General features: G+C 72.6%; 20 protein-coding genes. 5 read left to right on the forward strand and 15 right to left on the reverse strand.

The window, feature by feature from the left end; all coding sequences use genetic code 11:
• Positions 1-3: 3 nt before the first annotated feature.
• The 3 genes from BM290_RS15290 to BM290_RS15300 form a co-directional block, all read right to left on the reverse strand.
• A complete protein-coding gene (locus BM290_RS15290; protein WP_093614377.1) occupies positions 4-1,152 on the reverse strand; it encodes a cytochrome P450 in 1,149 nt (382 codons plus the stop codon).
• 95 nt (positions 1,153-1,247) lie between these two features.
• Complete coding sequence (locus tag BM290_RS15295) at positions 1,248-2,276, reverse strand: S1 family peptidase (RefSeq protein ID WP_093614379.1); 1,029 nt, start codon at positions 2,274-2,276, stop codon at positions 1,248-1,250.
• Between the two features lie 265 nt (positions 2,277-2,541).
• Positions 2,542-3,093 (reverse strand): winged helix-turn-helix domain-containing protein, encoded by a 552-nt coding sequence (locus BM290_RS15300; RefSeq protein WP_093614381.1) that lies wholly within the window; start codon positions 3,091-3,093, stop codon positions 2,542-2,544.
• Positions 3,094-3,320: 227 nt separating this feature from the next.
• Here BM290_RS15300 and BM290_RS15305 point away from each other — a divergent pair, with 227 nt between their 5' ends.
• The gene (locus BM290_RS15305; protein ID WP_093614383.1) at positions 3,321-3,803 is read left to right on the forward strand and encodes an NADPH-dependent FMN reductase; all 483 of its coding nucleotides are present in this window, start codon (positions 3,321-3,323) and stop codon (positions 3,801-3,803) included.
• A 21-nt stretch (positions 3,804-3,824) separates the two neighbouring features.
• On the opposite strand, the gene BM290_RS15310 is transcribed toward BM290_RS15305, so the two are convergent.
• Genes BM290_RS15310 through BM290_RS15330 form a run of 5 tightly spaced genes read right to left on the reverse strand, consistent with a single transcriptional unit; the run spans position 3,825 to position 8,597 of the window.
• Positions 3,825-5,441 (reverse strand): S8 family serine peptidase, encoded by a 1,617-nt coding sequence (locus BM290_RS15310; protein ID WP_093614385.1) that lies wholly within the window; start codon positions 5,439-5,441, stop codon positions 3,825-3,827.
• Positions 5,442-5,480: 39 nt separating this feature from the next.
• On the reverse strand, positions 5,481-6,107 hold the full coding sequence (locus BM290_RS15315) for a response regulator transcription factor (protein WP_093614387.1): 627 nt from the start codon (positions 6,105-6,107) through the stop codon (positions 5,481-5,483).
• Entirely contained in the window at positions 6,104-7,249 is a 1,146-nt protein-coding gene (locus BM290_RS15320) for a sensor histidine kinase (protein WP_093614389.1), read from the reverse strand. Before BM290_RS15320 ends, BM290_RS15315 begins: the two co-directional genes overlap by 4 nt.
• A 5-nt stretch (positions 7,250-7,254) precedes the next feature.
• A complete protein-coding gene (locus BM290_RS15325) occupies positions 7,255-7,680 on the reverse strand; it encodes an ABA4-like family protein (RefSeq protein ID WP_093614391.1) in 426 nt (141 codons plus the stop codon).
• Positions 7,677-8,597 (reverse strand): hypothetical protein, encoded by a 921-nt coding sequence (locus BM290_RS15330; RefSeq protein WP_093614393.1) that lies wholly within the window; start codon positions 8,595-8,597, stop codon positions 7,677-7,679. The genes BM290_RS15325 and BM290_RS15330 overlap by 4 nt, the downstream gene beginning before the upstream one ends.
• Before the next feature lie 111 nt (positions 8,598-8,708).
• Between BM290_RS15330 and BM290_RS15335 the strand changes: the two genes are divergently transcribed.
• The 3 genes from BM290_RS15335 (at position 8,709) to BM290_RS15345 (ending at position 11,668) form a co-directional block, all read left to right on the forward strand.
• Positions 8,709-10,130, forward strand: a complete 1,422-nt coding sequence (locus BM290_RS15335; protein ID WP_239143561.1) for a hypothetical protein — start codon at positions 8,709-8,711, stop codon at positions 10,128-10,130.
• Positions 10,127-10,675: a nucleotidyltransferase family protein gene (locus BM290_RS15340; protein ID WP_093614395.1), complete on the forward strand. Its 549-nt coding sequence runs from the start codon at positions 10,127-10,129 to the stop codon at positions 10,673-10,675. Before BM290_RS15335 ends, BM290_RS15340 begins: the two co-directional genes overlap by 4 nt.
• Positions 10,676-10,864: 189 nt before the next feature.
• Entirely contained in the window at positions 10,865-11,668 is an 804-nt protein-coding gene (locus tag BM290_RS15345) for a pectate lyase (RefSeq protein ID WP_239143562.1), read from the forward strand.
• 275 nt (positions 11,669-11,943) lie between these two features.
• Here BM290_RS15345 and BM290_RS15350 read toward each other — a convergent pair whose 3' ends face one another.
• The 3 genes from BM290_RS15350 to BM290_RS15360 form a co-directional block, all read right to left on the reverse strand.
• Positions 11,944-12,822 carry a GlxA family transcriptional regulator gene (locus BM290_RS15350; RefSeq protein WP_093614397.1) on the reverse strand — a complete coding sequence of 293 codons (879 nt, stop codon included), beginning with the start codon at positions 12,820-12,822 and terminating at the stop codon, positions 11,944-11,946.
• Between the two features lie 75 nt (positions 12,823-12,897).
• Entirely contained in the window at positions 12,898-13,482 is a 585-nt protein-coding gene (locus tag BM290_RS15355; protein ID WP_093614399.1) for an isochorismatase family protein, read from the reverse strand.
• A gap of 338 nt (positions 13,483-13,820) precedes the next feature.
• Positions 13,821-15,407 carry a DUF6194 family protein gene (locus BM290_RS15360; protein ID WP_093614401.1) on the reverse strand — a complete coding sequence of 529 codons (1,587 nt, stop codon included), beginning with the start codon at positions 15,405-15,407 and terminating at the stop codon, positions 13,821-13,823.
• A 64-nt stretch (positions 15,408-15,471) separates the two neighbouring features.
• Here BM290_RS15360 and BM290_RS15365 point away from each other — a divergent pair, with 64 nt between their 5' ends.
• Positions 15,472-16,239, forward strand: coding sequence for a TioE family transcriptional regulator (locus tag BM290_RS15365; RefSeq protein ID WP_093614403.1), 768 nt, complete (start codon positions 15,472-15,474; stop codon positions 16,237-16,239).
• Here the strand turns inward: BM290_RS15365 and BM290_RS15370 are convergent.
• From BM290_RS15370 to BM290_RS15385, 4 genes are all read right to left on the reverse strand, one after another.
• A complete protein-coding gene (locus tag BM290_RS15370; protein ID WP_093614405.1) occupies positions 16,227-16,637 on the reverse strand; it encodes a PRC-barrel domain-containing protein in 411 nt (136 codons plus the stop codon). The two genes, BM290_RS15365 and BM290_RS15370, sit on opposite strands and share 13 nt — an antisense overlap.
• Before the next feature lie 74 nt (positions 16,638-16,711).
• Entirely contained in the window at positions 16,712-17,638 is a 927-nt protein-coding gene (locus BM290_RS15375; RefSeq protein ID WP_093614407.1) for a sugar kinase, read from the reverse strand.
• On the reverse strand, positions 17,635-18,270 hold the full coding sequence (locus BM290_RS15380; RefSeq protein WP_093614409.1) for a bifunctional 4-hydroxy-2-oxoglutarate aldolase/2-dehydro-3-deoxy-phosphogluconate aldolase: 636 nt from the start codon (positions 18,268-18,270) through the stop codon (positions 17,635-17,637). The genes BM290_RS15375 and BM290_RS15380 overlap by 4 nt, the downstream gene beginning before the upstream one ends.
• A gap of 46 nt (positions 18,271-18,316) precedes the next feature.
• On the reverse strand, positions 18,317-18,841 hold the full coding sequence (locus BM290_RS15385; protein WP_093614411.1) for a hypothetical protein: 525 nt from the start codon (positions 18,839-18,841) through the stop codon (positions 18,317-18,319).
• Positions 18,842-18,851: the final 10 nt, after the last annotated feature.

Consider the following 18,851-nt stretch of genomic DNA (forward strand, 5'->3'; position numbering starts at 1 on the left):
CGGTCAGACGGCCAGGACCAGGCCCTTGATCTCGTAGGAGGCGATGTCGGGCCGGATCGTCACGGTCGGCTCCTTGATCATGCGCAGGCCCGGCATCGCGAACAGCCTGCTCAGGAAGATGTCGGTCTCCTGGATGGCGATGTGCGCGCCGGGGCACTTGTGCGCGCCGTCGCCGAAGGAGAGCCCGGGTCCGACCGGCCGGCCCGGGCAGACCGCGCGGGGCTGGTCGCCGGCCTCGGCCGGGTCCAGGTTGGCTGCGGCCACCCCCACCTCGACCTTGGCGCCGGACGGGATGGTCGCCTCGCCGACCTCGACGTCCGCGGTGGTCCACCGGAGCAGGTCGCCGACGACCGGTTCGAGCCGCAGGATCTCGTGCAGGACGGCGATCCGGTCGGTCGCGTCGCCGTCGGTGTAGCGCGCACGCAACGTTTCGTCGGTGAGCAGATGCCAGGCGGCGACGGTGATGAATTCGCGGGTGGTGACCATGCCGGCGGCCGCGAAGGTGACGCACTCGCCGAAGATCTCGGGCAGGGTGCAGCCCTGGTCGAGCAGGTGGGAGATCAGGTCGTCGCGGCGGTTGCGGCGGCGGGCGGCGACGGCTGGGCGGACGTCGCGCCAGAGGAACGACATCAGCACGAAGTTGTTGAACGCCTTCTGCCGGACCGCGGCGAGCCCGCGCGCGTCCGGGTCGGGGATGGCGAAGAACCTGTCGAGCCGCTGCGGCATCCCCGGCGCGCTGTCGGTGAGGCCGACCACCTCGGCCGCGACCGCGACGGCGAGCCGGAAGGAGAGCGCCGACAGGTCGGCCGCGCCGCGCCGCCGCAGCACCTCGCACTGCTGGTCGGCGAGCCGCTGCATCAGTTCCCGGTACGCCGTCTCGACCCGTTTCGGGGTGAAGTAGCGGGCGGTCTGTCGGCGCTGCTCGCGGTGCTCCGGGCCGTCCCGGTAGAGCATCGGCAGCCGCATCCGGTGCTGGTGACGCAACGCGTTCTCGATGCCGAGGCCGGCCTGCCGGGTGTCGGTGTGCCGCAGGAACAGCCGCGCGGTGGCGTAGTCCTGGATGCGCCAGACGCCGTCGTCGCCGACCCGGACCGGGCAGCCCGGCGCCGTGCCACCCCGGTGCACCTTGGGGCCGTTGTTCACTGTGGTCATTCATCGATTGTGATACACGGCACCCGCCCCCGATCAAGTGACCGGAGGCGGGTGGGGTCACGGTGCGGGCGTCATCGCCGTACCGCTGCCGGGTGTCAGAAGACCGAGACGCCGTACGCGCTCAGGGCCTCGACCACCGGCTGGAAGTACGTGACGCCACCGCTGGTGCAGTTGCCACTGCCGCCCGAGGTGAGGCCGTGCGCGGTGGTGCCGGAGTAGAGGGAGCCGCCGCTGTCGCCGGGCTCGGCGCAGACGGTGGTGCGGATCAGGCCGGAGACCGAGCCCTCGGCGTAGTTCACCGTGCTGTTGAGCGCGGTGACCCGGCCGGAGCGGGTGCCCGTGGTGGAGCCACGGCGGTAGACGGTCGCGCCGACGGCCGGGGTGGCCGCCGAGGTGATGTCGACCGAGGTGCCGACGCCGCCGGTCTTGGTGATGGTCGTGTTGGTGTAGCGGACGATGCCGTAGTCGTTGCCCGGGAAGCTGGTGCCGGCCCGGGTGCCGAGCGTGGTGGAGCCGTTGGTCCAGGTCGCCGAGATGTTGGTGCAGTGGCCGGCGGTCAGGAAGTAGTTGGTGCCGGCGCTGTTGCGCACGTTGAAGCCGAGCGAGCAGCGGCCGCCGCTGGGGGCGTAGATCGCGTCGCCGCCGGAGATGCGGAGGCTGATCTTGCCGGGGACGTTCTCGATGCGGGCGGCGTCGCCGAGCTTGGCGACGGTCGCCTTGACCGCGTCGAGCTTGGCGCCGGTGATGCTCTCGTCCACCGAGACGACGACCTGGTTGGTGACCGGGTCGACGGCGAAGGCGGTGCCCGGGGTCTTCAGGTTGGCCTTGAGGTTGTCGTCGGCGGCGGCCAGCGTGGCGCCGCTGCGGGCGACGAAGCGCGGGGTGGCGCCGGTGGCCTTCACCTCGGCGGCGGTGGCGGCGTCGGTCACGTTGACGACGAGCTTGCCGGAGGCGTCGATATAGGAGCCCGCGTCACGGGCGCCGAGACGAGCGTCGAGGGTGTTTGCCAGCGCCGTGGGGTCGGCGATCGGAGCGGCCGCGGCGGGGGTGGCGGCGAGTCCGCTTCCGACGAGGATGCCCACGGCAAGGCCGACGATCGGTCGGCGAAGCTTCGGGTTGAGCACGTTTCCTCCCAGGGGGAACGGGTAAGGGGAGGTACGCCCGATCCGGCGCACCCGTGCTCGCAAGTATTTAAATCTCTCAATCTGCTGGCAAGACGTGTTAACGATCATCGAACGGCGATCAACAGCGCGCTGAACTGGGCATACACCCCTTGCATATCGCGGACCTATTACCCGTTCGGGATGAAGCCGGAGGAAACGCAACCGGCCGGCGACCCGAGGTCACCGGCCGGCGCAGCAGCTACATCGACACACGTGAACTGCCTGCTTACCGCTCGACGACGACGATCGGGGCGTCGTCGGCGAGCCGGTAGCCCAGGCCGTACACCGTGGTGATCAGCTCAGGGTCGTCGAGCTTGCTCCGCAGGCGGCTGACATGGACGTCGACCGTGCGGTTGGTGGTGTGCCGGTGGCCCCAGACGTGGGTGAGCAGCTGGGAACGGCTGAACACCTGACGCGGGTGCCGGGCCAGGAAGATCAGCAGGTCATACTCCAGGCGGCTGAGCTCGAGCAGCCGGCCGCCACGGAAGGCGGTGCGCGCCCGCGGGTCGAGACGGATCTCGGCGGCGCCCTCGGCAGCCGGCGCGGCGGGCACACCGCCCAGCTCCACGGCGGTGGTCGCCCCGGCCGCGTCGACCAGCTCCCGCAGCGCCGCGAGCACACGCTCCCGGCCGCTCGCCCCGCCCGCGATGCTGATCGTCACGGTCACTGGCGCCTGGTCATCGTCCACATGCTGCTCCGGCGGCGGGTCGGGCACCGGTCGCAGCAGGACCGGGCGAGGGTACGTGGCGTGCGGGTGGGCGACGGCCAGTGCGGACATGACTGCTCCTTCACGGCGGGTGGGGCAAGGATACATTTCCTATCAGTTAGATAGGCAGTGGTAGGCATCATATCGCCCGTGGTGACAATTCCCTATCGGCTAACTAGGATATGCGTCACGAGGCCGGCCAGGCGCCGTCCTCCACAGTGGGGGCGATTCCCCACTGGTGGAACGCACGCCGGGCCGCCCGGTCCGCGCCGGCTCGCTGAAGCCAGAGAGGTCATGTCATGACGGGAATCGTGGTGGTGTCCGGCAACCCCCGGGCCGGATCCAGGACGTCGACGCTCGCCATCGCGGTCGGCGAGGCCATCGCCGGGCAGCTCGGGTCTCCGCAGCCGCATGTCATCGAGGTCGGCTCGCTCGGCGCCGGTCTGCTCACCCCCGGCGACGAGGCGACGAAGGCCGCCGTCACCGCGCTCGGCGAGGCGAACCTGCTGGTGGTGGCGACGCCCACGTACAAGGGCAGCTACACCGGCGTGCTCAAGGTGCTGCTCGATCAGCTCCCGGCGCAGGCGCTGGCCGGCAAACCGGCCGTCCCGGTGGTGACCGCCGGCGTCGCCCCGCAGGCTGCCGCGGCCGAGGCGCTGCTGCGTCAGCTGCTGGTCGAACTGGGCGCCACCGTGGTCCGGCCGGGCCTGCCGGTGCTGGAGAGCGATCTGCCCGAGTCCACCGCCATCGCACAGAAGTACGCCGCCGCCCTCGACTGGTGAGGGCGGCGGCGTCTTCGCGGGTCAGCGGGCGGTCAGCGTGTACGTCCTGCTGCCCGTCTGGCCCCAGACGTCGGTGAACCGGATCGTGAAGGTCCAGGAGACGCCCGCCGGACCGGTGGGCACGCCGCTGAGCAGGCCGTCCGTCGTCAGGCTCAGCCCGGCGGGCAGCTCGCCGGAGTCCAGCGCCCAGACGCCGTCCCGTCCGCCGGCCACCTCGAACCACTGCTCGAAGGGCACCTCGACGATCAGGTCGGGCAGCACCTCGGTGGTGATCATCGGCGTGGTGGCGACCACCGGGATCACCACCCGCTTCGTGACCGCCTGCGGCACGTAGTCGGTGAACCGGACGGTCACCGTGTACCGGCCCGGCTTCTCCGGGGTACCCGAGATCACCCCGGCAGCGGAGAGCGAGAGACCCGCCGGGAGCGTGCCCGAGTCGACCTTCCAGGCGCCGCGGCGGGCAGTGGCGAGCGCCAGCCGCGCCGAGTAGGGCACGCCCACCCCGGCCTGCGGGGTCTGACCGGTGGCGATCACCGCGGGCTTGGGCGGGGCCGGGATGTGGAGCAGGCGGTTCGGTGCGCCGACCCGGTCGGTGACCTTGCCCTTGGTGGCGTTCGCGACCAGTTTCGCCCGTACCTGCGCGGGGGTGTAAGAGGGGTTCGCGTCGAGGATCAGGGCGGCGGCGCCGGCCACGTGCGGCGCGGCCATCGACGTGCCGCTGTATTTCTCGCTGGCGGTGTCGCTGCTCGCCACCGACGACCTGATGCCGACGCCCGGCGCGAAGATGTCCACGGCCTTGCCGTAGTTGGAGAACGACGCCCGCCGGTCCCGGCTGTCGGTCGCCGCCACGGTGATCGCCGCCGGCACGTCGGCGGGGCTGCTGCGGCGCGCGTCCCGGTCCTCGTTGCCGGCCGCCACCACGTAGGTGATCCCGGCCGCGATCGAGTCCTCCACGGCCATGTCCAGCGCCGGACTGTGCTCGCCGCCGAGGCTCATGTTGGCCACCGCGGGTCGCTGCGCGTGCTGGGTCACCCAGTCGATGCCGTCGATGATCTCCGAGATGTATCCCTCGCCGGCACAGTCGAGCACCCGGACCGCGACCAGTTCGACCTTCTTGGCCACGCCGTAGGTGGATCCGCCGATCGTGCCGGCCACATGCGTGCCGTGGCCGTTGCAGTCGTCGGCGTCGTCGTCGCGGCCGACGAAGTCGTAACCGGAGACGGCCCGCCCGCCGAACTGCCGGTGGGTGGTCCGGATGCCGGTGTCGATGACGTAGGCGTGCACCGTGTCGCCGTCGGCGGACGGCCGGTAGCTGTGGGAGAGCGACCTGCTCCGCTGGTCGATGCGGTCCAGTCCCCAGACCGGGTTCTTCTGGGTCCCGGTGAGCGCGACTTTCCGGTCCCTCTCGATGTGCCGGACCGACGGGTCGGCGGCGGCCCGCCGGGCCTGGCTCGCGGTCATCTCGGTGACGTAACCGGGAAAGCTGCGGAACTGGCGCAGCAGACGGCCGGCGATCAGGTCCGGGAGGCCGTTCTTCATCGTGACGATGTAGCGGGCGGCCGGCTCGTCGGCGGCGTGCGCCGGTGCCGGGGACACGATGACGGAGGCGGCCACCGCCGCGGCGATCCACTTACGCATGCCCGGCGTGATCGGCCGCCGGGCGTCCCGGTTGAGGAGTCAGGCCCGATGGGCGAGCAGCGCCAGGCGTACCCGATTGGGGCTGCCGGTCTTGGTCATCAGCGCGGTGATGTGCGTCTTCACCGTGGTCACCCCGATGTGCATCCGCTCGGCGATCTCGGTGTTGCTCAGCCCCTCCCCGACCAGCTCCAGCACCTCCTGCTCGCGGGCGGTCAGGCCGCCGACCCGGCCGCGGGGCTCGGGCCGGGCGTCGACGGCGCGGCGCACCAGCCGGCGCAGCACGTCCTGGCTGAACGGGCTCTCCCCGGTCGCCGCCTGCCGGATGCCGTGCAGCAGCTCCTCCGGCGGGGCGTCCTTGAGCAGGAACCCGCACGCGCCGGCCTGCAGCGCCGGGTAGAGGTGGTCGTCGTCGCCGAACGTGGTGAGCACCAGCACCCGGGCCGCCGGGCGGGCGGCGATGATCCGGCTGGTCGCGGTGATGCCGTCGACGCCGGGCATCCGCAGGTCCATCACGATCACGTCGGGCAGCAGCCGGGCCGCCAGCTCGACCGCGGCCCGCCCGTCACCGGCCTCGCCGACCACCTCCATGCCGGGCTGGGCGTCGCAGAGCATCCGCAACCCGGCCCGGATCAGTTGCTGATCGTCGACGAGCAGCACCCGGATCATCCCGGCAGCACCGTGCTCACACGCCATCCCTTCCCGTCCGGCCCGGCGGTCAGGGTCCCGCCGAGCACCTCGACCCGCTCGCGCATGCCGGTCAGCCCGTGACCGCCGCCCACCGGGACGTCCCGCGCGCCGGTCGGCCCTCCGCCGTCGTCCACCACCGCCCATTCCACACCGGAGCCGGCCGTGCGGACCCGTAACGAGGCCGTGGCCGACGGGCCGGCGTGTTTCGCCACGTTCGTCAGCGCCTCCTGGGTGAGCCGGAGCACGGCCAGGCCGCGCACCGCGTCCAGCGAGCCGACCGCCGGGTCGATCTCGGCCTCCACGATCACCCCGGCCAGGCGGGCCTTCTCCACGGCGCCGTCCAGTGCGGCGGGCAGGGCCGACGGCTCGATCGCGGTCAGGGCGGCGTCACCGCGTACCCCCTCGGGGTCTCGGAGGACCGCGACCAGCTGCCGCAGATCGGTCAACGCCTCCGTCCCCGTCCGGTGGACGTCGTCGAAGACGTCGGTCACCCTCGGGTCGAGGTCCGGCAGGACGTGCCGGGCCACGCCGACCCGGAGCACCACCGAGGCGATGTGGTGGGCGACCACGTCGTGCAGCTCCCGGGCGATGGCGGCGCGCTCGTCGGCGCGGGCGGCGCGCTGCTCCGACTCGGTCCGGCGGGCGGCCTGCAGGCCCAGCTGGTGGGTGGTCCGGCCGACCAGGCCCAGCAGGATCGGCATGCCCAGGCTGGTGCTGAGCCCCAGCATCGCCTCGGTGACGCCGACGCCCGCGCCCGGCAGGCCGAGCGACAGATACGTCACGGCGACCAGGCCGGCGCCGCCCGCGATCCAGACCGCCCGGGGCGCCCAGAAGGCCAGCTCGCCCAGCGCCCACGCGGTGCCCACCTGGTTGATCGTCGGGTCCTCGAGGAAGGCCAGCGCGATCCCGAAGAGCAGTGTCTGCACCAGCAGGTTGACCGGCTGCCGGCGGTGCAGCAGGAGCCCGGCGGCGAACGCGAGCCCGGCGAGCAGCCACTGCGGCCCGGTCGGTGGGGCCTGCGTCCCGCAGATGACGAGCAGGTAGGCGACACCGCTGAGGATGAGCAGCAGCATGCGCGGGAGCGTCTCCCGCGCGTTGAGAAGGCGGCCCGCCCAGTTCATGCCGGTCAGCCTAGGCGCTCGGGCCGGCGGGGCCGCACCGCGAGGTAGGCGGCCAGCCCCAGCGGCCCGAGCATGATGGTCAGGACCAGGATCGGCGCCATCAGCAGCGCCGGGAGCCCGCGCTCGCGGCTGTCCAGGTAGGACCAGCGGCCCACGAACAGGTCGAAGGCGAGCATGTGCGCCCAGCCGGCGGCCGCCCCGGCCGGGGAGCCGAGCAACTCGGCCACCCCGTCCAGGGTCGGATTCGACACGCTCGCCCACACGTGACCGAAGTCCGGGAGGATGAGCGCCGCGTAGATCGCCACGATCGGCAGCACGATCAGCGGGCTGCGCACGATGCGGGTGGTCCACGACCACTTCGGCAGCAGGATCATCAGCGCCCAGAACGGCGCGGCCAGCAGGAACGTCAGGGAGAACAGGGTCGCGGTCACGCCCGGCCCCGGATCGCGGCGGCGCTCGCGACGCCGGTCACGGCGGCCACGGCGGCGAACGCGGCGAGGGTGAGGCTGTCCGGTTGCAGCAGCGGTTGCGCCCGCAGCGCCTGCCAGGTCAAGAGGATCACCACTACGGCGTACGCGCTCCCGCCGATCAGCACAAGCCGGGCCCGTGCCACCTCCGCCAGCCGGGTCCAGCGCGCCAGCCCGTACGCCAGCAGCGGCAGCGCCTGGAGGGCGTGCAGCCCGACGAAGTGGCTGATCCGCAGATCGCCGCCGGTGGTGCTCCACCCGGTGACCGGCATCGACGGCCCACCGTCCGGCACGCCGACCGAGTGTGCCCCGAGCAGCCCGGCGTCGGTCGTCTGCGAGGTCATCAGGAAGGCGATCGCCATGCCGAGCAGGGAGATGCCCAGTCCCAGCCGGATCGCGAAGGCGGCCGGCCGGTCCGGGATCCGCTGCCGCAACGCCGCCACCGCGATCACCACCTGGGCGAGGAACAGCACCATGATCGACGGCCCCATGATGTTCCAGAGCGTCTCGTTCAGCGGCGTGCTGACATTGAAGTGGCTGGTCGTACCGCGGATCACCTGGGTCACGATGATGGTCAGCTCGACCACCGCCACCGCGAGGATGACGACGCCGGCCCGTTCGGCGGCACGGCTGCGGCGCGGCAGGACGGCCAGCATCCAGGCCAGCGTGAAGGCGTAGAACACGAACGACACGGCGAACTTGAACGGCTTCAGCCAGATCGGCACGCCGGTGAGGATCCGGTCGTCGACGAAGATCCCGGTCAGGGCGATGACAGCGAGCACCGCCGACGCGGCGGTGAGGAAGAGCAGCGGCCGGTTCCAGCGGGCCTCGCCGCGCTGGGCGGGCAGGCTGCCCGCGGTGAGCGAATCGATGGTGGTCATGGGCTTACGTTCGCCGTTCCGGGCGGCGGAATCGTCCGTCCGGGGGCCGCATCGGCGACCGGCCGAAGGAGGGCTTCTCCTCCTCTGGTAGGAGGCGGCGATACTGGCGCGGTGGATCACCCTGCCCCCCTGATCGATTTCCCCTCCGACGAGACCGGACGGCGTTCCAGCACGGCGTTCGGCCGGGCCGTCGTCGCCGATGCCCTGCGCTCCGTGGACCCGGCCGCCGCCGCGGCCGCCGAGCGCGAGCCCGACTGGCGGCGCGGCTATCCGCGCCACTTCAAAGCCCTGGTGGAAGCCGGGCTGGCCGCCGACGGCACGGCCGGCTACGAGATCGCCGAAGCCGGCCTGGCCTCGGTGCAGGCCCGCATCCGGTACCGGCGTGACGACGGCGACTTCGCCCTGGCCCAAGCCCTGATGGCGGCCCCGGAGCGTCCGCTGGAGACGGTCGAGGTGAAGGGCACGGACCGGCCGGGGACCGAGGTCGTCCTGCCGTACCGGGGCGAACTGCTGCGCGGCGACGCCCTGCAGCGCCGGCTGGACGCCTGGGTGGCCGCCGGGTCGATCGAGGAGTCGTGCGCCGACGCGGTCCGGGAGGTCGCCGCCTCCCCGGACTGGCTGGACCTGAGCGATCAGACGCTGGTCGCGGCCGGGGCCGGCACCGAGATGGGGCCGGTCGGGTCGTTCCTCGACTGGGGTGGCACGGTCCTCGCCCTCGACCTGCCCCGCGAGGACCTGTGGCAGCGGCTGCGGACGAAGGTGACGGCCGGGCGGCTGCTCGCCCCGGCGAGCGGCGAGACCCCCGGCGTGGACCTGCTCAACGACCTGAGCGCGGTGGCGCAGTGGGTGCTCGGCTTCGACGGCCGGCTGATCCTGGGCAACTACGTGTACGCCCCCGGCGGCGCCTACCCGCTGCTCGCGGCGGCCGTCGACGCGCTCGGCACCCACCTGCGGCAGCATCGGCACGACACGGCGCTCGCGTTCCTGGCCACCCCGACCGACGTGTACGCGGCCCCGGGCACGGCCGTCACCCAGTCCCGTGAGCGGTACGCCGCCCGGTCCGCGCGGGCGCGACTGGGCGCCGTGGTCTCCGGCGGCCGGCTGCTGCGGCCCAACTACCCGTACGCCACGGCGCCCGGGATCAACGACAGCCTCGTCCCGCAGCAGGGCCCCAACTACGCGCTGGCCAAGCGCATCCACCGCTGGCGGTCCACGCTCACCCGCCGCGACGGGGTGGTCAGTTTCGCGGTGGCGCCGCCCACGCGTACCCGGTCGGTGCTCAGCAACCGTCTGCTCGCCGCCGCCTACGCGGGCGCCCACCTGTTCGACGTGGAGATCTTCGAGCCGGAGACGGCGAGCCGGCTGATGGCGCTGCTGCTGGTGCACCAGATCCGCAAACCGCGGTCGGCCGCTCCGGCCGCCTGGGAGGACGAGGCCGTGGCGGCGGCGCACGGCGGGTTGTGGCGTACCGCGTACCACCCGCGGACCGCGCTGCCGCTGGCCGCCGTCCGGGGTCTGGCGCTGCCGCGGTGACGGTCGCGGGACTGGTGCTGGCGGCCGGGGCGGGCCGGCGCTACGGCATGCCGAAGGCGCTGGTCCCGTACCGTGGCCGGCTCCTCGTGCAGCGGGCCGCGGACACACTGCGCGAGGCGGGCTGCGCCTCGGTGACGGTGGTGCTCGGCGCGGCGGCCGATCAGGTGCGGGCCGCCGCGCCGGACCTGCCGGCGACGGTGGTCAACCCGGACTGGGCGACCGGCATGGGCTCGTCGCTGCGGGCCGGGCTGGCCGCGCTCCCGGCGACCGGCGTGACGGCGGCCGTGGTGCTGCTGGCCGACATGCCGGGGGTCTCGGCCGAGGCGGTCCGCCGGGTCCTCGCCCACGCCCACCCCGGCGCCCTGGTCATGGGCGGCTACGGCGAGCGGCGCGGGCATCCGGTGCTGCTCGGCCGTGACCACTGGGCCGGGGTGTCGGCGTCCGCGACCGGGGACCGTGGCGCCCGCGACTATCTGCGCGCCAACCCGGTCCGGGTGGTGCCGGTGGGTGATGTCGCCGACGACACCGACATGGACGTTCCGTAGTCTTCCGGTAGCAGAAAATTACAGGCAACCTTTCACCGCCGGGCACACACTTAATCAGTGGAATGCATTTCTCCATTCATTTACAAATGCATGGTTAAATTACTGATTAAGCGAGTTGACAGGGGTCGGCAATGGGGGTCAGGATTTATCCCGTTCCCCCATTCTTTCATCCCCACTGAAAGGCCGATCGTGTTCAACAATCTGCGGAAGCGGTGGCGTGCCGGTGTGGTGGCGATCGCCGCGCTCGGCCTGGGCCTCGGAGCGGTCGTCCACACGCAGGGCGCCTCCGCCGCGACGTGGCCGTCCGCGACCGGCACCGTGAAGCTCACCGCGACCAAGGCGGTCTCCGGCACCCTCGACGGCGGCCTCAAGCGGTATGTCGGCAGCGGCGCGCTCGGCACCGGCAGCCAGGACGAGGGCCAGGACCCGCTGTTCACGCTGGCCGACGGCGCGACCCTGAAGAACGTCATCATCGGCTCCCCGGCCGCCGACGGCGTGCACTGCCTCGGCTCCTGCACGATCTCCAACGTGTGGTGGGAGAACGTCGGCGAGGACGCGGCCACCTTCAAGGGCGGCTCCAGCGCCAAGTACACGGTCACCGGCGGTGGCGCGAAGGGCGCCGACGACAAGGTGTTCCAGCACAACGGCGGCGGCACGCTGACCGTCAGCGGCTTCGCGGTCAGCGACTTCGGCAAGCTCTACCGCTCGTGCGGCAACTGCAAGACCCAGTACAAGCGGGCCGTCGTGCTGAAGAACATCGAGGTCACCGCGCCCGGCTCCAGCCTGGTCGGGATCAACTCGAACTTCGGCGACACCGCCACGTTCTCCGGCATCACGGTCATCGGCGACAGCAGCAAGAAGATCTCGATCTGCGTCACCTACAAGGGCAACAAGACCGGCGCCGAGCCCACCAAGGTCGCCACGTACAAGGCGAGCACCGGCGGGGACGGCACCAACTGCAAGTTCACCTCCGCGAACATCACCTACAAATAGCGGCTTGCCGCTCCACAGAGCGACCCCCCAATCGCTTTCCCCCTGTGTGAGCGCAAGCCACCGGTGAAACGGCCGGGCCCCGGTGCCAGACGGGCCCGGCCGTTCCCGTTGAAACAATTCTTTCGGTACGGCCACGCAAAGTCCCGCAATAGTCCGGAGCGGGCGGTCGCCGGTCCCGGCCGACCCGCCACCGCCGGGCCGGATGCGGCCCAAGACCTCGAACCCGGCCGGCCCCCGGATCTGCCGGACCGCCCGCGACACCGCCGGGTCGGTCCTCAGCGCGCACGGAGGCGGCGGAGCATGCGGGCGTCGGTGAAGCCGACCGCGCGGGCCGCGGACTCGGTTGTCGAGCCGTGGCCGATCAGGTACTCGGCTCGTTCCAGGCGGAGCAGCTGCTGGTAGCGGAGCGGGGTCCGGCCGGTGGCGGCGGTGAACAGGCGGGTCAGCGTGCGTTCGCTGACTCCGGCGCCGGTAGCCAGCTGGGCCAGCGGCAGTGCGGCGGCGAAGTCGGCGTCGATCCGGTCCTGGACGCGATGCACCACGTCACTGAGGTGGGCACGGTGCCGGAGCATGGCGCTGTGCTGCTGTTCCTCGCCGTTGCGGCGGGCGTAGACGACCATCTCCCGGGCCACCCGGGCCGCGGTGGCCGGGCCGTGCCGCTGGGCGACCAGGTGCAGGGCCAGGTCTATGCCGCTGGCGATGCCGGCCGACGTGACCACCCGATCGTCACAGACGTAGAGCACGTCGCGGGCCACTGTCGCCTTCGGGAAACGGCGGGCGAACGCGTCCTGCAGGTCGTGGTGGGTGGTGCAGCGGCGGCCGTCGAGCAGACCGGCCCGGCCCAGGGCGTCCGCGCCGGCGCAGACGGAGGCGACCGTTCCGCCGGCCGCGTGATGGGCGGCGATCCGCTCCAGGGTTTCCGGGGTGAAGTAGCCGTAGCCACTGCGCCAGCCCGGGACCAGCAGCAGGTCACCGGGATCCAGGGCGGGCCACTCCAGCTCGGCGCAGAGCGGCACGCCCTGCCACGTCGGCACCGGCGACGCCTCGGCCACGTAGTGCAGCCGGTAACCGGGGGCGGTCGAGAACACCTGCGCCGGTCCCGCCAGGTCGAGCAGGTGCACCTGCGGGGTCAGGACGAACAGCACCCGGCTCACGATCCGGTCAACTCCCTCCAGCGCTCATCCGGTGGTCCCGGGGGCTTGCCCGGGACGTCCGGTTCGGATGGGCGGTCAGCTTGCGAGGATCTCGGCGACCGTCTTCACGGTGGCGAAGCGGCCGGACAGCGCGTAGACGGTGCGGGCCGCGACGTCCGCCGCCGACAGCGTACGGGGGTCGGCCAGCAACTCCTCGACGGTCTGGTCGGCCGGGGCGTCCGGGTGCGGGATCGGGTTGGTGGCGGTGGCGTCGATCGCGAAGGTCACCTGGTAACCGAGGTCGGAGGCGACCCGGGCGGTGGTCTCGACGCACTGCTCGGTTCGCAGGCCGCACACCGTGATCGCGCCGACTCCGGCCACCGTGAGCAGGTGCTGCAGGTTGGTGGTGGTGAACGCGTTGTGCACGGTCTTGATCAGCTGCGGTTCGCCGTCGGCCGGGGAGAGCTCGTCCATCACCCGCACGTGCCCGCCGGCCGGGTCGAAGGTGTTGCCGGTGCCGGGTTCGGAGTGCAGCACCCAGATCACCCGGTCACCGGCGGCGCGGGCGGCGTCGACGAGCCGGCCCACCTTCGTCGCCACGTCGGGGTTGTCGGTCGTCGCCCAGAGCGGCCGGGCACGGAAGGACTCCTGAACGTCGATCACGATGAGTGCGTTGGTCATGGTTCCATCCAACGCCGCCACGAGCCCGGCCAGAAGGCACCATCACGCCCGGCCCCGGAACGATCCGGTCACCGTCGGCGGCGCGCCCGGACAGGCGCGCACCGCCGACGACCGGAGGGTCGGTGGGGCGGTGGGCACAGGCGACGGCGGGCGGCGCTGGACGGCGGTGACCGGCGGGCGGTGGCGGCGCCGGACGGCGGCGGGCGGTGGCGGCGCCGGACGGCGGCGGGCGGTGGCGGCGCTGGGCGGAGGCGGGCGGTGGCGGCGCTGGGCGGAGGCGGGCGGTGGCGGCGCTGGGCGGAGGCGACCGGCGGGGAAGGCGACCGCGGGGTAACGGGTCAGCGGGAGCGGCGGGCTTCTCGGGCGGCGGAGCGGGATCGGGCCTGGGCCAGCAGGCGGGTCGCTTCGGTGGCGGTGGCCGGGCCGGGGTCGACGATGGCGGCCCAGCCCTGGACGGCGTAGGCGGGGTGCGGGATCAGGCGGTCTGGTTCGGTGAAGTCGATCTTGTCCTGGTGGGTGGCGAACTCCTCCGGGCCGTAACCGAACAGGTTGCCGAACTCGGTGCGGCCGACCTCGATGTTGAGCCGGTGCCGGCCCTCGGCGGAGAGCTGGGAGCGCTCGTCGAAGCCGGGGACGTCGTGGTGGACGATCGTCGCGAACGGGCGCATCCGATCCTCGCCGGCGAAGAAGAAACGGTCACCCCAGGTGTACGGCGGCATGTCGGAACCCGGCTCGATCCGGGTCTCGGTCACTCCGGGCAGGGCGCTGATCCGGGCGGCCACGGCGGCGCCCGGCCCGTGACCGATGTGCAGGATCGCATCGGACGACTCGACGATCTCCCGGGTCAGGGCGAAGTGGCCGAGCAACTCGTGCTCACGTTCGCGCAGGCCGGCGCCGGCCGGGGGCGGGAAGAGGCCGGTGTCGGGGCCGAGCCGTTCCTCGTAGGTGCCGGGCTCGGGGGCGCCCAGGCCGGCGGGGCCGCTGGCGCCGAGGCTGCCGGCCACGAACACGTAACGGTCGCCGAGCAGGGCGGACACGATCGAACCGGCCCCGGACCACTCGGCGGCGTAGTCCACACCCTCCCAGTGGGTCTCCCACCGGCTCGGCCCGCGCTGCAGGTGGGTGTTGTGGGCGGCGACCAGGACCGGGCCGCGGTCTCGTTCGGCGGCCAGGATGTCGAGCAGGTTCTGGGCCATCAGCGCGTCGCGGGCCTGCAGGAGGCCGGCGATCCGCTCCGAATGGGTGCCCGGGGCGGCCATCGCGGCGTGGTACGTGAGCAGCCCGATCACCGTCGACGCCAGCACCGTCGCGTGGCGCCAGGCGCGGGCGGAGGTGTCCTTGACGAGGCGGGGCGCGTGGCCGTACAACCGCGTCCGGAAATCCTCCGCGAGACCTCGCAGCGCGGCAGCCTCCGGTGAGCGGCCGGGTGATCGCGTCGCGTCATACATGATCTCCGGCGCCGTCCAGCGGGTGTCCGGGCCGACGAGATCGTCGAGCCCGGGCGCCTCAGCGCCCAGGTAGTCGCGAAGTTTCCGCAGGTAGGGGCCGGGGCTGGGGGCCGCCTCGATCTCGGTGGGGGCGTCGAAGCCGTGAACGGCGACACGATCGGACGGTGGGCGGCCGGCGTTGTGGGCGCGCAGCCCGTCGATCAGGTCACGGGTGGCCGGGTGCGCGCCCCAGCCGTGGCTGATGCCGGTGGACAGGTCCACGTCGTCGCGCAGGCCCTGCACGTAGTCGTCGACGGCGAGCGCGGCGGCCCGGTCCGACTCGATCGCGATCGAGCGGAAACCCTCGCCGGCGAGGGTGTCGAGGATCCGGTTGCGGAGGCCGGGGAAGGCGGGCTCGCCGTGGTAGGGCTCGCCCAGGGCCAGCAGGAGCGGGCGGCGCGCGGAGATCAGGGATCGCAGCTCGGTGTCGAAAGCCATGACCTCAACCGTATCGTTGAACCAGCAGTTGAAACTTTGACTCGATCCAGCTGGGAGGAGTCCGCTGAAGTCTCAAAACGGGGTTCACCGGCCGGTGGATCTGGCGCGGGCGCACGGGCTGTCCGCGCAGGCGGTGCGCAACTATGAGGAGGCCGGTGCGATCCCGCCGGCGCGGCGCACCGCGAGCGGTTACCGGGTCTACACCGACGACCACGCGGGGGCGCTCGCCGCCTATCTGGGGCTTCTCCCGGGGTACGGCTATCCGGCGGCCGGGGAGATCATGCGGGCCGTTCTCCGTGACGACCTGGACGCCGCGCTCGCCGTGATCGACGCCGCCCACGTGCAGCTGCGCCGCGATCGTGACACCGTGACGGCGGTCGCCGCAGCTCTGGTCGAGACGCCGGCGCCCGGGCATCTGCCGGACCGGCCGGTCTCCGTCGGGGTGCTCGCCCACCGGCTCGGCGTCACCGCGGCGACGCTGCGCAAATGGGAGCGTGCCGGGATTCTGGCGCCGGCCCGTTCCCGGACGGCGCGGGTCTACTCCCCCGACGACGTCCGCGACGCGGAGCTGGCCCACCTGCTGCGCCGCGGCGGCTACCCGATCGCGCACATCGCGACGGTGATCGAGCAGGTTCGCGCGGCCGGTGGGCCGGGGCCGCTGGCGGCGTCGATCGCGCAGTGGCGGCAGCGGCTCACCGCACGCGGGCGGGCCATGCTGACCGGTTCGGCGCGGCTGTCCGACTACCTGGATCAGCGGGCCCGGACACACGCCGCCCCGCCCGTGGGGGTGACGGGCGGGGCGGCGGGCTCTGGCGAGGATCAGCGAGGGTAGTCGCGGTAACTACCGGTGTAGTAGTCGCCGACCTGCTCCCGATACTCCGGCGTCTCGAAGGTGTCCTTGTCGTACTCCGGAGAGTTCTTGATCTGCTCCTTCGTCCGATCCACGTACACCTTGCGCTCGTCGTGGTCGAACGTCTGGACCGTGCCGGCCGGGAGGAGGACCTTCCGCCCGAAGATCCACGGCCCGGTGTCGACCACCAGGAACGAACTGCCGACGTCGTGACTGGCCTTGTCGACCGAGCCGATGTGGCCGTCAGTGGCCTCGACCTTGTAGCCGACCAGGTCCACGCCGGTCGTCCCGTACTCCTCGGCGGACTCGACGGTCACCGGGTCGTTGCCCAGCGGCGACGGGTCGCGCCACGTCCACGGAGTGAACGGCGTCGGTTGCATAACGGCCTCCTCAGATCGATGAATTCGCCGTTGTGAAACCGGTACCCGCTCTCTCCGTGGCCTAATCCACCCATTTACCGGACGATGTCGCCGCCACCGAGAGCGCCCAGCTCAGAGCGGTCGGGCAGGCCGTCGCAGTCGCCCGGAACGGTGACCGCGAACGCGCCCGCGGCGATCGCCGTGCGCAGCCGCTGCTCCGCGCCCGCCCCGGCCAGCCGGTCGGCCAGATAGCCGGCCACGAACGCGTCCCCGGCCCCGACCGTGTCGACCGCCGTCACCGTCAGCGCCGGGATCTCGTGCCGCACCCCGTCGATCAGCGCCACACAACCGCGGGCCCCGTCCTTCACGATCACCTCGGCCGGGCCCAGCTTCGCCAGCCCGTCCACCGGGTCGTCGGAGTCCACGAACAGCGCCGCCTCCTCCGGCGACGCGAACACCACGTCGGCGCGGCTCACCAGCTCACGCAGAACCGGGGCGGCGACCGGCGGCGACCACAGCTTGCCCCGGTAGTTGACGTCCACCGACACCGCGACGCCCGCCGCCCGCGCCTGGTCGACGGCGTGGAACACGGCCGCCCGGCAGGAGTCGCTCAGCGCCGGGGTGATGCCGGTGACGTGCACGATCCCGGCCGCGGCGATCTCCGCGGCCGGCACGTCCGCCGGGGCCAGGCGGGAGCCCGCGCTGCCGGCCCGGTGGTAGTCGGCCTGGATGAACTCGCTCGACCGCTGGTAGCGGATCATCAGGCCGGTGTGCGCCTCGTCGGGGACGGCCAGCACGCGTACGCCCGCGGCCCGCAACCGTGCCGCGACGAGCGCGCCTGTCGCGTCCGGACCGAGCCGGCCCAGCCACGTCGCGTCGCCGCCGAGCCGGGCGACACCGATGGCCACGTTGCTCTCCGCCCCCGCCACGCCGAGGGTGAAGCCACGAGCCCGGTCGAGCGGGCCGATGCCGTCGGCGACGAAGATGCCCATCGACTCGCCGAGGGTGAGCAGACCCGTCATGACCGTGCGTAGCTCACGGCGTCGACCGCGTGCCGGGCCCGGGCGGCCAGCGCGGTGAGGCTGCCACCGGTGGCGGCGTCGCCGATCAGCGGGCCGCCGACACCGACCGCGACCGCGCCGGCGGTCAGCCACTTGGCGATGTCGTCCAGGCCGATACCCCCGGTCGGCATGATCTTCACGTCCGGCAGCGGGCCGCGCAGGTCCTTGAGGTAGCCGGGGCCGAGGCCGCCGGCCGGGAACAGCTTGATCAGCGGGGCGCCGGCCCGGTGCGCGGCGTGCACCTCGGTGGGGCTGAACGCGCCCGGGTAGTACGGCACCGGCTGCGGGCCGAGACCGCTGACCGGGGACACCAGGAACGTGGCGCCCGCGCCGACGGCCGCCTTCGCGTCCTCCTCGGTCAGGATGGTGCCCGCGCCGACCACCACCGTGTCGGGCAGCTGCCGCCGCAGGCCGGAGATCGCCTCCAGCGCGCCACGCGAGGTCAGCGTCACCTCCAGGGCGGTGACACCGGCGGCGACCAGGACGTCGGCCACCGCGGAGAACCCGTCGGCGGTGGGTGCCCGGAGGACGGCGACAAGCCCGCACCCGGCGATGGCGGCGGACACGGGATCGAGTGAGAGTTGATCGGTCACGGCCTCGATAGTGCCCGATGCAAACGTTTGCAGAAAGAGGGGGCGGTCAGCGGGTCAGTTCGGGACGCCCGTTCAGCGACGGCTGGGGCGGCGTGTCCACGATCCCCAGCTCCTCCCGGATCGCCGCCTCGAACTGCTGCATCACCAGCGGCACCTGCGCCAGCAACTCCCGGAAGTGGGTCTGCGGCTGCACCCCGATCACCCCGGCCGGATTCATCTCACCGTGCAGACGCTCCAATTGCAGGTGTACGGCCAGAGCAGCGCTCCGCACCGGCCCGGAGGCGAGCAGGCGGACCGACATCAGCGCCGGGCCGACCTGGTCGACGTAGACCAGAGGCGCCGGCGGCTTCTCCCCGGCGTCGAAACTCGTCCGCAGCCGATGCGTCGCGTGCTCGAACGCGGCCAGCAACCGGACGTAGGCCTCCTTGCGCTCCTCATACCACTGCCGGTCCCGGCGGGACCGGCTGAGCAGACGGTTGTTGCGAGTGAAGACGAAGTGCGCCGCCGCGGCGCCGGCCAGCGCGAACACGACCGCTACCAGGGGCAGGCCCCACCACGGGATCTGAGACACCCGCTTACCG

Origin of the sequence: Actinoplanes philippinensis, from assembly GCF_900113015.1 — a bacterium.
Classification (GTDB): domain Bacteria; phylum Actinomycetota; class Actinomycetes; order Mycobacteriales; family Micromonosporaceae; genus Actinoplanes; species Actinoplanes philippinensis.

Coding starts and splice junctions, on each gene's coding strand:
- BM290_RS15290 (WP_093614377.1), bottom strand. CDS start 1,152: ATGACCACAGTGAACAACGGCCCCAAGGTGCACCGGGGTGGCACGGCG.
- BM290_RS15300 (WP_093614381.1), bottom strand. CDS start 3,093: ATGTCCGCACTGGCCGTCGCCCACCCGCACGCCACGTACCCTCGCCCG.
- BM290_RS15305 (WP_093614383.1), top strand. CDS start 3,321: ATGACGGGAATCGTGGTGGTGTCCGGCAACCCCCGGGCCGGATCCAGG.
- BM290_RS15310 (WP_093614385.1), bottom strand. CDS start 5,441: ATGCGTAAGTGGATCGCCGCGGCGGTGGCCGCCTCCGTCATCGTGTCC.
- BM290_RS15315 (WP_093614387.1), bottom strand. CDS start 6,107: ATGATCCGGGTGCTGCTCGTCGACGATCAGCAACTGATCCGGGCCGGG.
- BM290_RS15320 (WP_093614389.1), bottom strand. CDS start 7,249: ATGAACTGGGCGGGCCGCCTTCTCAACGCGCGGGAGACGCTCCCGCGC.
- BM290_RS15330 (WP_093614393.1), bottom strand. CDS start 8,597: ATGACCACCATCGATTCGCTCACCGCGGGCAGCCTGCCCGCCCAGCGC.
- BM290_RS15355 (WP_093614399.1), bottom strand. CDS start 13,482: ATGACCAACGCACTCATCGTGATCGACGTTCAGGAGTCCTTCCGTGCC.
- BM290_RS15360 (WP_093614401.1), bottom strand. CDS start 15,407: ATGGCTTTCGACACCGAGCTGCGATCCCTGATCTCCGCGCGCCGCCCG.
- BM290_RS15370 (WP_093614405.1), bottom strand. CDS start 16,637: ATGCAACCGACGCCGTTCACTCCGTGGACGTGGCGCGACCCGTCGCCG.
- BM290_RS15375 (WP_093614407.1), bottom strand. CDS start 17,638: ATGACGGGTCTGCTCACCCTCGGCGAGTCGATGGGCATCTTCGTCGCC.